Source organism: Frondihabitans sp. 762G35, assembly GCF_002074055.1.
Taxonomy (GTDB): Bacteria; Actinomycetota; Actinomycetes; order Actinomycetales; family Microbacteriaceae; genus Frondihabitans.
Genome location: NZ_CP014619.1, coordinates 1,118,939 through 1,132,389, shown reverse-complemented (window position 1 = coordinate 1,132,389; position 13,451 = coordinate 1,118,939). Strand labels below are relative to the sequence as shown.

14 protein-coding genes are annotated in these 13,451 nt (G+C 70.3%); 2 read left to right on the top strand and 12 right to left on the bottom strand.

The genetic code is table 11. The annotated features are described in order from the left end of the window. Positions 1-117: 117 nt before the first annotated feature. The 8 genes from AS850_RS05555 to thyX form a co-directional block, all read right to left on the bottom strand. Positions 118-342: a DUF3046 domain-containing protein gene (locus AS850_RS05555; protein WP_173795178.1), complete on the bottom strand. Its 225-nt coding sequence runs from the start codon at positions 340-342 to the stop codon at positions 118-120. A gap of 113 nt (positions 343-455) precedes the next feature. Next, positions 456-764 carry a helix-turn-helix domain-containing protein gene (locus tag AS850_RS05550; RefSeq protein WP_119868222.1) on the bottom strand — a complete coding sequence of 103 codons (309 nt, stop codon included), beginning with the start codon at positions 762-764 and terminating at the stop codon, positions 456-458. 145 nt (positions 765-909) lie between these two features. Next, a complete protein-coding gene (locus AS850_RS05545) occupies positions 910-1,410 on the bottom strand; it encodes a CinA family protein (RefSeq protein WP_119868221.1) in 501 nt (166 codons plus the stop codon). Beyond that, positions 1,403-2,047 carry a CDP-diacylglycerol--glycerol-3-phosphate 3-phosphatidyltransferase gene (gene pgsA / locus AS850_RS05540; protein ID WP_119868220.1) on the bottom strand — a complete coding sequence of 215 codons (645 nt, stop codon included), beginning with the start codon at positions 2,045-2,047 and terminating at the stop codon, positions 1,403-1,405. The genes AS850_RS05545 and pgsA overlap by 8 nt, the downstream gene beginning before the upstream one ends. A 4-nt stretch (positions 2,048-2,051) precedes the next feature. After that, positions 2,052-4,931: an FtsK/SpoIIIE family DNA translocase gene (locus AS850_RS05535; RefSeq protein WP_119868219.1), complete on the bottom strand. Its 2,880-nt coding sequence runs from the start codon at positions 4,929-4,931 to the stop codon at positions 2,052-2,054. Between the two features lie 169 nt (positions 4,932-5,100). Beyond that, positions 5,101-6,777: a ribonuclease J gene (locus tag AS850_RS05530; protein WP_119868218.1), complete on the bottom strand. Its 1,677-nt coding sequence runs from the start codon at positions 6,775-6,777 to the stop codon at positions 5,101-5,103. 79 nt (positions 6,778-6,856) lie between these two features. Next, positions 6,857-7,834, bottom strand: a complete 978-nt coding sequence (gene dapA / locus AS850_RS05525; protein ID WP_119868217.1) for a 4-hydroxy-tetrahydrodipicolinate synthase — start codon at positions 7,832-7,834, stop codon at positions 6,857-6,859. Positions 7,835-7,898: 64 nt separating this feature from the next. Further along, a complete protein-coding gene (gene thyX / locus AS850_RS05520; protein WP_236940843.1) occupies positions 7,899-8,651 on the bottom strand; it encodes an FAD-dependent thymidylate synthase in 753 nt (250 codons plus the stop codon). Positions 8,652-8,751: 100 nt separating this feature from the next. Between thyX and AS850_RS05515 the strand changes: the two genes are divergently transcribed. Beyond that, entirely contained in the window at positions 8,752-9,693 is a 942-nt protein-coding gene (locus AS850_RS05515) for a TIGR01777 family oxidoreductase (protein ID WP_119868215.1), read from the top strand. Here AS850_RS05515 and AS850_RS05510 read toward each other — a convergent pair. Both AS850_RS05510 and dapB read right to left on the bottom strand, forming a co-directional pair. Then, entirely contained in the window at positions 9,690-10,133 is a 444-nt protein-coding gene (locus AS850_RS05510) for a tetratricopeptide repeat protein (RefSeq protein ID WP_442856901.1), read from the bottom strand. The genes AS850_RS05515 and AS850_RS05510 overlap by 4 nt on opposite strands. Continuing rightward, positions 10,130-10,870, bottom strand: coding sequence for a 4-hydroxy-tetrahydrodipicolinate reductase (gene dapB / locus AS850_RS05505; RefSeq protein ID WP_119868214.1), 741 nt, complete (start codon positions 10,868-10,870; stop codon positions 10,130-10,132). Before dapB ends, AS850_RS05510 begins: the two co-directional genes overlap by 4 nt. A 37-nt stretch (positions 10,871-10,907) precedes the next feature. Here dapB and AS850_RS05500 point away from each other — a divergent pair, with 37 nt between their 5' ends. Further along, complete coding sequence (locus AS850_RS05500; protein ID WP_119868213.1) at positions 10,908-11,411, top strand: GNAT family N-acetyltransferase; 504 nt, start codon at positions 10,908-10,910, stop codon at positions 11,409-11,411. Here AS850_RS05500 and AS850_RS05495 read toward each other — a convergent pair. Beyond that, positions 11,408-12,010 (bottom strand): histidine phosphatase family protein, encoded by a 603-nt coding sequence (locus AS850_RS05495; RefSeq protein ID WP_119870148.1) that lies wholly within the window; start codon positions 12,008-12,010, stop codon positions 11,408-11,410. The genes AS850_RS05500 and AS850_RS05495 overlap by 4 nt on opposite strands. A 14-nt stretch (positions 12,011-12,024) precedes the next feature. Next, entirely contained in the window at positions 12,025-13,416 is a 1,392-nt protein-coding gene (locus tag AS850_RS05490; RefSeq protein WP_119868212.1) for a M16 family metallopeptidase, read from the bottom strand. Positions 13,417-13,451 lie beyond the last annotated feature (35 nt).

The following is a 13,451-nucleotide window of genomic DNA, read 5'->3' as shown; positions in this document are numbered from 1 at the left end:
GAGAACCGGACGATGGCGTCTTCCTGTGGAGGAGACGTTACCACCGGCCCGAACACATGTTCGAGTAGCGCGGCCCGGCGTGTCGAACGCACGATCGACGCCGCCCAGGGCCGGCTCTCAGCGGCGGGGCTCGCGCAGGCCGGCTCCGTGGCGGCGCGCGGGAGGCACATCCTGCGCCTCGCAGAGCGCGAGCCACACGTCGCGCGGGTCGTCGCCGCGGGCGATGGCGTCGTCGGCCGAAACGTTGCCGAGGGCGGGCAGCACGACGTCGCGGGTCAGGACCCGCCCGTAGACGTCGCCGAACTCGTCGGCCACCGCTCGGGCGTATTCGCTCTTTCGCACCGGTCGAGGGTACATCGATCGCCGGACCCGTTTGTCAGGAGCGACGGGGCGGCCACGCCCCGAACGCACGAACGCCCCGACCGGAGCCGGGGCGTTCGTGTCTCGTCGACGTTCTAGCGGACCGCGAGGTCGGCGTCGAACTCGGCGACGAGGTCGTCGGGAAGCGTGTCGGGGATGGGGTTGAGCCCCTCGATGATCGCCATGCGATCACCGACCTCACGCATGATGGTGGAAATGGGCGTCTCGAGAGCCTCCGCCACGGAGGCGAGGATCTCGGAGCTGGCCTCTTTCTGGCCACGCTCGACCTCGCTCAGATAACCGAGCGCGACACTGGCCTTGGATGCGACCTGGCGAAGCGTGCGGCCCTTCTGAAGGCGGAAGTCACGAAGGACGTCACCGATTTCTTGACGTACGAGAACCATAGGACCCTCCTCCTGAGGACAGACCCACGCGGCCGAAGTGCCAGGTGGGTGAGTAACACTAATGCCATCGCCTGCTGCAACTCTACGCAGCAACCTCTGAATGACCCTTGTGAACCTGCGAGTTGTAACGAGACCGAAACTCCCGCTATTCCCCGACCCGGCTGAGCATCCGCTGGAGGGCCGAAAGGGATTCGGACACGGACGCCCGACGGATTGCCTCGCGGTCGCCCTCGAGGTGCAGTTCGACGACGTCGACGTCGTCACCCAGGGCGACTCCGAGGAAGACGGTGCCGACCGGCTGGCCGTCCTGCGGGTCGGGCCCGGCGACGCCGGTGGTCGAGAGACCGATGTCCGCCTCGCGGCCGTCCACCGCCAGGTGCCTGCGCACGCCCCGTGCCATCTGCGATGCGACGGCAGGATGGACGGCGCCGTGAGCGGCGAGGAGGCCCTCGTCGACCCCGAGCACCGAGTGCTTGAGCGGGGTCTGGTACGCCACCACTCCCCCGGCGACGACGGCCGACGCCCCCGGCACGGACACGAATTCTGCGACGAGGAGCCCGCCGGTGAGCGACTCCGCCACGGCCAGGGTGAGGCCGCGGGCGGCGAGGACGGCGAGGAGTTCCGCGGCGAGCGAGGCGTCAGGCACGCGTGCGCGAGTGCTTGAGGGCGACGCGGACGTAGTCGAGGCCCGACAGGATCGTCGCCAGGAACGCCAGGGTCATCACGATGGTGTTGACCACGTGGATCCAGTCGCCGAGGAGGTTCCAGAGGGGGAACAGCGCCAGGGTGAGGGCGACGCCCTGGAGCAGGGTCTTGAGCTTGCCTCCGCGCGAGGCGGGGATGACGCGGTCGCGGAGTGCGACGAATCGGTAGACGGTGATACCGACCTCGCGGACCAGGATGAGGATGGTCACCCACCACGGCAGCTCGCCGAGCACGGACAGCACGATGAACGCTCCGCCCGTCAGCACCTTGTCGGCCAGCGGGTCGACGATCTTGCCGAAGTCGGACACGAGGTCCTGCCGGCGGGCGAGGAAGCCGTCGAGGCTGTCGGTCAGGATGGCGACGACGAAGATGACCGCCGCCCAGACCCGGAGGGAGCCGTCGGCGTGATCGTCGGCGAGGAGGAGCACGAAGAACAGCGGCGCCATCAGGATGCGCACCACGGTGATGATGTTCGCGATGTTGGCCGTGCTTGCGGGACCGGCTCCGCGGCTCACGACGCGCCCGCGGAAGGGGAACGTCTTCGCCGAGGCGGCGTCGGGACGGGGATCGGTGCTCATGGCCTCAGTCTCGTCCTGTCAGGCCCCAGGCATCCTCCGAATCGTCGTCGCCCTCCACCTCCCGGTAGCCACGGGTCATGTCGCCGACCGGGTCGGAGCCGTAGCGGTCCGTCTCGCCGGCGCTGTCGGACGCCGCCGACGACCAGGCGTCGGTCGTACCCGAGGCGGGCGACGAGCCCGCAGGAGCCCCGTGCGAATCGCTGCCCGGCGACTCCTGCCCCCGGATCTTCGCCAGCACGCCCGGCAGCTGCTCGACCGTGACGAGGACGTCGCGCGCCTTGGACCCCTCGGAGGGGCCGACGATGTCGCGCGACTCCATGAGGTCCATGAGGCGGCCGGCCTTGGCGAAGCCGACGCGCAGCTTGCGCTGGAGCATCGAGGTGGAGCCGAACTGGGTGGAGACCACGAGCTCGGCCGCCGCGAGCAGCAGCTCGAGGTCGTCTCCGATGTCGCCGTCGATCTCCTTCTTCTCGGTGACGGCCGCGACGTCGCTGCGGTACTCCGGTCGCGCCTGGCGCGCGACGTGCGCCACGACCTCGTTGATCTCGCTCTCCTGCACCCAGGCGCTCTGGACGCGCATGGCCTTCGAGGCGCCCATCGGGAGGAAGAGCCCGTCGCCCTGGCCGATGAGCTTGTCGGCGCCCGGCTGGTCGAGGATGACGCGGGAGTCGGTGACGCTGGTGACCGCGAACGCGAGGCGCGAGGGCACGTTGGCCTTGATGAGACCGGTGACCACGTCGACCGACGGCCGCTGCGTGGCCAGGACGAGGTGGATGCCCGACGCCCGGGCGAGCTGGGTGATGCGGACGATGCTGTCCTCGACGTCGCGCGGCGCCACCATCATCAGGTCGGCGAGCTCGTCGACGACGACGAGGAGGTAGGGGTAGGGCTTCAACGAGCGCTCGCTCCCCTGCGGAAGGACGATCTCGTTGTTGACGACGGCGCGGTTGAAGTCGTCGATGTGGCGGAATCCGAACGACGCGAGGTCGTCGTACCGCATGTCCATCTCCTTGACGACCCACTGGAGCGCCTCGGCGGCCTTCTTCGCGTTCGTGATGATCGGCGTGATGAGGTGCGGCACGCCCGCGTAGATCGACAGCTCGACGCGCTTCGGGTCGATGAGCACCATCCGGACGTCGCTCGGCTTCGCGCGCATCAGGAGCGAGGTGATCATCGAGTTGACGAAGCTCGACTTGCCGGAGCCGGTCGATCCGGCGACGAGGAGGTGCGGCATCTTCGCCAGGTTCGCGACGACGAAGCCGCCCTCGACGTCTTTGCCGACGCCGATGGTCATCGGGTGGGTGCTCTTCGTGGCCGCGGAGGAGCGGAGGACGTCGCCCAGGGAGACGATCTCGCGGTCGGTGTTCGGGATCTCGACGCCGATGGCGCTCTTGCCGGGGATGGGCGAGAGGATGCGCACCTCGTTGGAGGCCACGGCGTAGGAGAGGTTCTTCGAGAGGGCGGTGACCTTCTCGACCTTGACGCCCGGGCCGAGCTCGATCTCGTAGCGGGTCACCGTCGGTCCGCGGCTGAAGCCGACGACGCGAGCGTCGACGGAGAACTGCGTCAGCACCTCGGTGATGGCGGCGACGATGGTGTCGTTCGCCTCGCTGCGGGTCTTCGCCGGGTCTCCTGCGCTCAGGGTCGAGACCGCCGGCAGGCGGTAGGGGGCGGAGGCCGTGACGTCGTCGATCGTCTCCAAGCTCGGGGGCGCCTCGGCCTCGTCGGGCTCGAAGAACTCGGCTGCGGCGTCCGACGGGCCGAGCGCGGCGGCGGGCGAGACGACGGGCATCGACGGGGTGGCGATCACGGTGGTCGGCCGGTCGTCGGGGGCGGCGCGGCGGACGGCCTCCTCGGCGAAGTCGAGCTCGTCGAGCAGGTCGGTGGAGAACTCGTCGGCCGAGTGCTCCGGCCGCTTCCCGCCCTGCAGGACCTCCGTGAACGACACGACGTCGTCTTTGCGCCCGCGGGGCTTGCGCTTGCCGAGCGTCTCCGTCGGGGCGGTCTCGGCCACCACGGGGGTGTCGTACGCGGGATCCTCCTCGCGACCGCTCTTGTTGCGTCGCCACCAGGGCAGCGAGTCGGGCTCGTCGTCGTCTCCGTCGGCGGGCAGGATGCGCGTGGCCGTCTCGCGGGAGGCCTCGGCGCTCTCCGGCCCCGGCGCCCCGAACAGGTAGGCGTAGAGCTCGTGGAGCCGCCGGCCGATGTGGTTGGGCGGGGTCTTCGTGATGATCAGGATCGACAGCGCGAGCACGATCGAGACGATCGGCACCGCCACCCAGACGGTCAGGAGGTCGACCATCCAGGAGGCGACGACCCAGCCGAGGATGCCGCCGGCACCGGCGAGCTCGGGCATGCCCGCCGAGGCGGACGGGCGACCGCCGTAGATGTGGCACAGCCCGGCGATCGAGACCACCAGGAGCCCCACGCCGATGCCGATCCGCGTGTTGTCGTGGACCGACGCCGGGTGCCGGAACAACCAGCCCGCGAAGACGACCATGATCACCGGGAGGGCGTAGGCGACCCTGCCGAGGAGACCGCCGAACGTGTAGTGGTCGAGTGCGAGGGCCACGGAGTTGCCCGGATTGAGCCACTCGACGACGGCCCCGGCGATCGCGAGGAGGACGAGGAAGAAGGGGACGCCGTCGCGACGCTCGGCGGGGTCGAGCGACTCGCGCCCGAGGACGCGGAATCCCGCCCCGACGAGGTGCGCGAGACCCATCCAGGCCCTCGTGCCGAGCCCCGGCCCGCGGTCGATCGGGTCGGGCGCCTTGGCGGCGGGAAGCTTCTTGGTGGCCGCGGAGCCGGCGCGCGTCGCACCGCGCGCTGGGGTCTTCCCCGCTGCTCCGCGCGCGCGCGAGGACGTTTTCGTGCTCGTAGCCATGGCGAGAGGCTACCGCGTGCCACTGTCGCCGCCTCGCTCCCCGAGCGCGTGTCAGTCACTCCAGTCACAGCAGCCACACAGCCCGCGCAGCGCAAAACCCTCGTGTTCGGCTGCCGCGGTGGTCCTAGGACCACCGCCGCGACCGAGCACGAGGGTTTAGCGGGGGGGGCTACGCGGAGATGACCACGGGCACGATCATCGGGCGACGACGGTGCTGGCTGTTCACCCAGCGGCCCACGGTGCGCCGGACGACCTGGCTGAACGCGTGCGCGTCGCGGGTGCCGTTCTCGGCGGCCTCGGTCAGCGCCGCGAGGATCTTCGGTCGGACGTCGTCGAAGACCGAGTCGTCTTCGGCGAACCCGCGCGACTGGATCTCCGGGCCGACCACGACGCGACCCGTCGAGGGGTCGATCGCCAGGAAGACGCTGATGAAGCCCTCCTCGCTGAGGACGCGGCGATCCTTGAGGTCGGCGTCGGTGATCTCGCCGACGGTGGAGCCGTCGACGTAGACGTAGCTCAGGTCGAGCTGGCCGGCGACGGTCATCACGCCGTCCTTGAGATCGACGACGATGCCGTCCTGGCCCGTGATGATGTTCTTCGCCGGAACACCGGTGCGCATCGCGAGCGCCGCGTTGGCGTAGAGGTGACGGTGCTCGCCGTGGACCGGCAGGACGTTCTTCGGCCGCAGGATGTTGTAGCAGTAGAGGAGCTCGCCGGCGGACGCGTGCCCGGAGACGTGGACCTTCGCGTTGCCCTTGTGCACCACGTTCGCGCCGAGCTTCGTGAGCCCGTCGATCACGCGGTAGACGGCGTTCTCGTTGCCGGGGATCAGGCTCGACGCCAGGATGACCGTGTCGCCCTCGCCGATCTCGATCTGGTGCTCGAGGTTCGCCATCCGCGCGAGGACCGCCATCGGCTCGCCCTGCGAGCCGGTCGACATGTAGACGATGCGGTCGTCGGGGAGGTCCTTCGCCTTCTTCGAGTCGATGAGGACGTTCTCGGGCACCTTCAGGTAGCCGAGGTCAGCCGCGATGGTCATGTTGCGGATCATGGAGCGACCCATGAACGCGACGCGACGGCCGTTGGCGTGGGCGGCGTCGAGGACCTGCTGCACGCGGTGGACGTGGCTCGAGAAGCTGGCCACCACCACGCGACGGGGCGCGCGGGCGATGATGTCGTCGAGGACCGGGCCGATGTCGCGCTCGAGAGCGGTGAAGCCGGGGACGTCCGCGTTCGTCGAGTCGGGCAGGAAGAGGTCGACGCCCTCCTCGCCCAGTCGGGCGAAGGCCCGGAGGTCGGTGATGCGGTCGTCGAGCGGGAGCTGGTCCATCTTGAAGTCGCCCGTGTGCAGCACGAGGCCCGCGGAGGTGCGGATCGCGACGGCGAGGGCGTCGGGGATGGAGTGGTTCACGGCGACGAACTCGAGCTCGAACGGACCGAGCTTCTCGATCCGCCCCTCCTTCACGGCGAGCGAGTAGGGCGTGATGCGGTGCTCCTTGAGCTTCGCCTCGACGAGGGCGAGGGTCAGCGTGGAGCCGATCAGCGGGATGTCCTTGCGCAGGCGCAGGAGGTAGGGCACGGCGCCGATGTGGTCCTCGTGGCCGTGCGTCAGCACGACGCCGAGGACGTCGTGCAGGCGGTCCTTGATGGGCGAGAAGTCGGGCAGGATCAGGTCGACCCCCGGCTGGTGCTCCTCCGGGAAGAGCACGCCGGCGTCGACGATGAGGAGCTTGCCGTCGAGTTCGTAGACGGTCATGTTGCGACCGATCTCGCCGAGGCCGCCGAGCGGGATGATCCGCAGGGTGCCCTTCTCGAGGGTGCGGGGAGTCTGGATGGTCGTGGGCATCTGTTCCTTGGGTTTTCGATTCGAGGCCGTGAGCCTCCGGTGTAAGTCGTGACCCCGGCTTCGCGGCCGGGGTGGGTGCCTAGCGCGTGGTGCCGTGCACCTTCGGCAGGGCTCCGCCGGCGGCCGCGTTGCGGTCGGGGCGGAAGCGGGAGAAGTCGACGCCGGGGATGTCCTTCACGTGCGACAGCTCGTCTTCGATGAGGGCCGCCTCGGCGTCCTCCGGCCCGACGAGCGGCAGGCGCACGCGCGGGCTCCCGATGCGGCCGAGGCCGTGCAGGATGTACTTGGCGGCCACTGTCCCGGGTACGTGCGTCATCACGGCGCGGACCAGCGGCTCGAGCTGCTTGTGCGCAGCCGTCGCTTTGTGCAGATCGCCGGCGTTGACGGCGTCGACGATCGTCCGGTAGGGAGCGGCGGCGATGTTCGCCGTCACGCCGATGAGGCCGGTCGCGCCGATCGCGAGGTGCGGGAGGACGTTCGTGTCGTCGCCGGAGAAGTAGAGCAGGTCGGTCTGGTTGAGGACCCGGCTCACCTCGGCGAAGTCGCCCTTGGCGTCTTTGACCGCGACGATGTTGGGGTGCTTGGCGGCGCGCAGGATCGTCTCGTAGGTGATCGGGATTCCCGTCCGGCCGGGGATGTCGTAGAGGATGACCGGCAGGTCGGTGGCGTCGGCGATCATCCGGAAGTGGGTGAGCACGCCCGCCTGCGTCGGCTTGTTGTAGTAGGGCGTCACGATCATGACGCCGTCGGCCCCGGCCTTCTCGCTGGCCTTGTAGAGCTGGATGGCGTGCGCCGTCTCGTTCGAGCCGCCGCCCGTGATGATCTTGGCGCGCCCCGCGGCGACGGACTTGCCGACCTCGACGAGGCGGAGCTTCTCGGGGTCGGTCAGCGTCGACGTCTCCCCCGTCGTGCCGGTGACGACGATGCCGTCGGCGCCCTGACGGATGCAGTCGTCGATGTGCTTCTCGACGCCCTCCCAGTCCACTTCGCCGTCGGCGGTGAAGGGGGTGACGAGAGCGACGAGGACCTGCCCGAAGGGATTGGCGATGTTCGACACCCCTACAGCGTATCGGCAGGAGCCGTGGCCCTACACCCGACCGTCGACGCCCGTGGAGAACACGCTACGGCGCGACGCGGCCGTTCGTGCCGAACGCCGCGTAGGTGAGGGGCATGAGCTCGGCCCAGAGATCTTCCATCTTCTCGGCGCACATCTCGATCTCGCGCTGCGGGAACGACGGGAAGTGCGTGCCCTCGCGCTTGGTGCGGAGCGACAGGAAGTTCATCAGCGAGCGCGCGTTGACCGTCACGTACATGGACGAGTAGATGTTGAGCGGAAGGACGATCCGCGCGACCTCGCGCGCGACTCCTGCGGCCAGCATCTCCCGGTACGACTCGTAGGCGCGGGTGGACGCCTCGCGGGTGGTCCGCTCGACGAGTGCCGACTGCTCCTCGGTGCCGGGGACGAAGTCGTAGGCACCCGGCTTGCCGACCTGGACGAGGTTGCGGGTCGGGGCGGGGACGTAGAAGACGGGGTTCAACTCGCGGTAGCGACCGCTCTCCTCGTTGTAGGAGGCCATCCGGTGCCGCATGAACTCGCGGAAGACGAAGATCGGCGCCTGGACGTAGAAGGTCATCGAGTTGTGCTCGAACGGCGAACCGTGGCGGTCGCGCATGAGGTAGTTGATGAGACCGGCGCCCTTGGGAGCCGCCCCCTCCTCGGCGGTCGCCTGGGCGGACTCGAGGGTCAGCTCGCCCATGGTCGAGACGCGGGCGGCGAAGAGGACGTCGGAGTCGTGGGCGCTGGAGCGCACGAGCTCGACCGTGACGTCGCTGCGGAACTCGATCTCGGGGGTGTTCACATCGTCTTCAGGCACGACCTCGAGACTACCCGGCGAGGGACGCCGCGTCAGCCGCGCGCTCCCGGACAGCGGTCATGCGGCGCGCCTACGCTGAGGGTCCGACGAAAGGTTGGCCATGACCACGAGCTCCGATCCGGGCACGTCCCCCTCGAACCCCGGGCGGGAGGCGCGACTGACGATCCTCGTCGCCGGCGCTTCCGGCCTCATCGGCACCGAGGTCGTGAGACAGCTGCGGACGAAGGGCCACGAGGTGCTCAGGCTGGTCCGTCGACCGACGACGACACCCGGCGAGTACACCTGGTCACCCCAGGCCGGCATCCTCGACTACACGCTGCTCGACCGCGTCGACGCGGTCGTCAACCTCTCCGGGGCCTCGCTCTCGAAGCTGCCCTGGACCCCCGGCTACAAGAAGGAGATCCTCGACTCGCGGGTCTCCGCGACCCGGACGCTCGTCCGCGCCATGCAGAAGGCCTCGACGCCGCCCCGCGTGTTCCTCAGCGGCTCCGCGGTCGGTTTCTACGGCGACCGGCCCCTCGACGTCCTCACGGAGGATTCACCGCGCGGGACGGGCTTCCTCTCGGACGTCGTGGTCGACTGGGAACACGAGGCCGAGCAGGCGCCGGAGGGGACGCGCGTCGTCACGCTGCGCACGGGCGTGGTCGTGGGCCCCGGCGGCGCGATGAAGCCGCTCCTGGCCCTCACGAAGGCCTTCCTCGGCTCCCGCCTGGGCACGGGCTCGCAGATCTGGCCGTGGATCAGTCTCCACGACGAGGCGGCGGCCATCGTCCACCTGCTCACGAGCGACGTCGAGGGGCCGGTCAACCTCACGGGGCCGGTGGCCGCGACGAGCGACCGTCTGACGGCCCGCACCGCGAAGGACCTCGGCCGCCCCTACAAGCTCGCCGTCCCCGAGTTCGTCATCCGCTCCCTCCTCGGCGACGCCGGCCAGGAGATGCTCCTCTCGAGCCAGAAGGTCGTCCCGCAGAAGCTGCTCGACGACGGCTTCGTCTTCCGCGACAGGACCGTCGAGGAGGCGCTCGACGCGCTGATCCGCTAGGGGTTCGTCCGGCGGATCCGCAGGGAGCGTCGGATGGCCCCTCGGGCGCGGCGGCGGTCGCCGCAGGCGTCGTAGGCGAGCCCGAGGCGGAACCAGGCCCTCCAGTCGTTCGGAGCCGCCTCCACGGCCGCCGCGTACCCGGGGAACTCGGCGTCGGCGACCTCGCGGTCGTATCGACCGCTGGCGCGTTTCGGCATGTCGTCGACCGGGAGGGCCCCCTCGCTCGCGAGCTGCGTCACGACCCGCTCGGTGCGCAGGCCGAAGCGGATCTCCGCCAGGAGGGCGAACACGCCGATGACCGGCAGGACGAAGAGAGCCACGCCGATGACGATCGCCACGGCCTCCCCGGACGCGATGAAGAGCACCGCCCGCTGGGCGACGAGCACCAGATAGAGCACGAGCAGCGCGCACATGACGAGCGCGGCGATCCTGCCCTTCACGAGGGGGTGCCGAGCGGCAGCACCCGGTCGAGGCCGACGACGACGCCGGAGATCGTCGGTGCGCTCGCGAGGGCGACCAGGATGCCCTGCTCGTAGGCCGTCTGCGATGTCGTGTCGTGGGTCAGGGTCAGCGTCTCGCCCGCACCGCCGAACACGACCTCCTGTCGCGCCTCGATCCCGGGCAGGCGGAGGCTGTGGACGGGGACGCTGGCCACCTGCTGCCCGCGGGCGCGCTGATCGGCGCGCGGGGCGCGCACCGGCCCGAGATCGCGCCGGGCCTCGGCGATGAGTTCGGCCGTGCGCGTGGCCGTTCCCGACGGCGAGTCGACCTTGCCGGGGTGGTGCGTCTCGATGATCTCGACCGCCTCGTAGTAGCGGGCCGCCATCGTCGCGAAGGTCGTCGCCAGGACCGACCCGACGGAGAAGTTGGGGATGACGAGGACTCCGGGCCCGGCCACCTCGGCGACGACGCGGCGGATCGAGGCGAGGCGCGGCTCCGACCAGCCGGACGTGCCGACGAGCACCGGGATGCCGAGGCGCACGGCGGCCTCGACGATGGCCGGGCTGACGGCGGGGACCGTCACGTCGACCACGAGGTCGGCCCCCGCGAGGCCGTCGAGACCGTCGCGGGACGACAGCCCCGCGTGCAGCTCGAAGCCCTCCGTCTCGTCGATCAGGCGGACGAAGAGCCGCCCGAGTTTTCCGGTGGCACCGACGACGGCGACGCGAGTTGTCATGGGCCCAGGGTACCGGGGGTCGGTATCGTTGCCCGTCGTGCTGACCTTCCGAGAGACCGACGTCGACGAGCCCGATGCGCACGAGCTCCTGGCCGAGTACTTCGCGGAGCGCGTAGCGACCTTCCCGGATCCGGAGGGCTACCGGACGACGTTCCCCGACCCCCGGGTCTTCCGCGCCCCCGACGGCGTCTTCCTCCTGGCCGAGAACGACGGCGACGTCGTCGGCTGCGGCGGGGTCCGCCGGATCCAAGCGGGTGCCGAGGGGCTCGTCCGCTTCGAGGTCAAGCACCTGTTCGTCCGGCCGACGGGCCGGGGCCTGGGGCTCGGCCGACGCCTCCTCGGCGAGCTCGAGACCCGCGCCCGGGACTTCGGCGCCCGGGAGGCGGTGCTCGACACGAACGACAGCCTCACGGCGGCGGGCGGCCTCTACCGGTCGGCCGGCTACCGCTCGATCGAGCCGTACAACGACAATCCGAACGCGACGACCTGGTACGCGAAGGCCCTGGCTTTTCCGCAGGATGCCGCTCCGACGACCCCCTAGAGCGGCTGCTCCACGGGCAGTCCCGTCCGGAGCTCGACGGGGAGGTGCCCGAGGTCGTTGTGGGTGACCAGCTCCGGCGGCTTCGCCGAGCGGACGCGGATGATCGTGAGGCCGCCGTTCGCCTGGTTGACGCCCATCCAGCGCCACGAGGGCGCCCCGAAGACCTCGCGCACGAACCAGCCGATCACGAAGTTGTGGGTGATCAGGAGGTCGTGGCGGTCCTCGCGCGAGGGCGTCAGCCACTCCCCCACCGCGTCGGCCATCTGCGCTTCGCCCGCCTCGATCTGCTGCTCGGTGACGCCTCCGAAGAAGGGCCGGTAGCTGTTCGGCATGTCGGGGGTCGGCCCGGACGGGATGCAGTCGAAGAGCAGCGTCGACGGCTCCGGTCGGAGGGCCGGCATGACCTCGGTCATGATCCGCGACGTCTCGGTCGCCCCCGTGAGAGGCGAGTGCCAGGCGCTGTCGAAGGGGACGCCGCTGAGGCGATCCGCGATCAGCCGGGACTGCCGCTTGCCCCGCTCGGACAGCGGGCCGTCGGGGAGGCCGTACTGGGCGTCCTGCTGTTCGCCGTGGCGGACTAGGTAGAGATAGTGCGACACGGTGGTCTCCTGGTTCATTGCGCAGCCGTCGGCGTCGTGGCCGCGGGGTCGGCCTCGACGGAGGCCGTGTCGACGAAGGCGGTGTCGGCGAAGGCCGGGTCGACGTCGCCGACGACGACCGTCGAGAGGGCGCCGGAGCGGAGCTCGCCCGCGAGCGTCGCGACGTCGTCGCGCGTGACGCGCCCGAGGCGGGCGAGGGACTCGTCGAGGTCGACGAACTCGCCGGTCGAGATCTCGGAGCGACCGAGACGGTTCATCCGGGTGTCGCTGTCCTCCAGCGCCAGAGCAGACGCGCCACCGAGCATGCCGAGCGAGCGGACCCGCTCCTCCTCGGTGATGCCGTCGGTCGCGATGCGGTCGAACTCGGCCAGCAGGAGCCGCGACACTTCCGCGGCGTTCCGCGGCGCGCATCCGGCGTAGAGGCCGAACAGGCCGGCGTCGGAGTAGCTGGGAGCGAAGGAGTAGACCGAGTAGGCGAGCCCGCGCTTCTCCCGGATCTCCTGGAACAGGCGCGAGGACATGCCGCCACCGAGGACGGCGTTCAGCACGCTGAGGGTCGGCCGGCGGTCGTCGGTGAGCGCGAGGCCGGGGACGCCGAGGAGGATCGTGGTCTGCTCGAGCGGGCGGGGCACGACGAGCGAGGCGACACCCTGCTCCAGAGCTGCGCGACCGGCGACGCGCCGGGCGACGGGCTCGCCGTCGCTCTCCGGCCAGCCGGCGCGGTTCAGGGCTTCGCGGAGGCGCACCACGAGGGCGTCGTGGTCGACCGCGCCCGCGACCGTGACGACGAGATCCTGCGGTCGGTAGTTCTCGCGGTAGTGCGCGAGGACCGCGTCGCGGCTGGCCTCGCGGATGCTCTCCGGGGACCCGCCGATGGGGCGGCCGAGCTCGTGCTCGCCGAAGACCGACTCGAACAGCCGCTCGCTGCCGACGTCGGCGGCGTCGTCGTCGGCCATCGCGAGCTCGTCGAGGATGACGCCGCGCTCGACCTCGAACTCCTCGGCGTCGAGGACGGACGAGGTCACCATGTCAGTGAGGACGTCCACCGCCATGTCGAGGTCGACGTCGCGCACCTTGGCGTAGTAGCAGGTGTACTCCTTGGCGGTCGCCGCGTTGTTCTCGCCGCCGACCTGCTCGAAGGCCACCGAGATGTCGAAGGCGGAGCGCTCCTTCGTGCCCTTGAAGAGGAGGTGCTCCAGGAAGTGCGTGGAGCCCCGCTGCCCCGGCGTCTCGTCGCGCGACCCGACCGCGACCCAGATGCCGACGGTGGCGCTGCGCGCGCCGGGCATGCGCTCGGTCAGCACCCGCACCCCCGTCGGGAGGACGCTCCTGCGGACGAGTTCGTCGCCCGAGGTGCGGAACGCGATTTCGGCGGTGTCGAGGGGAAGCTGCACGGGTCCGTTCATCGCGTTCGAGCCTACGTGATGCGTGACACCCGAAC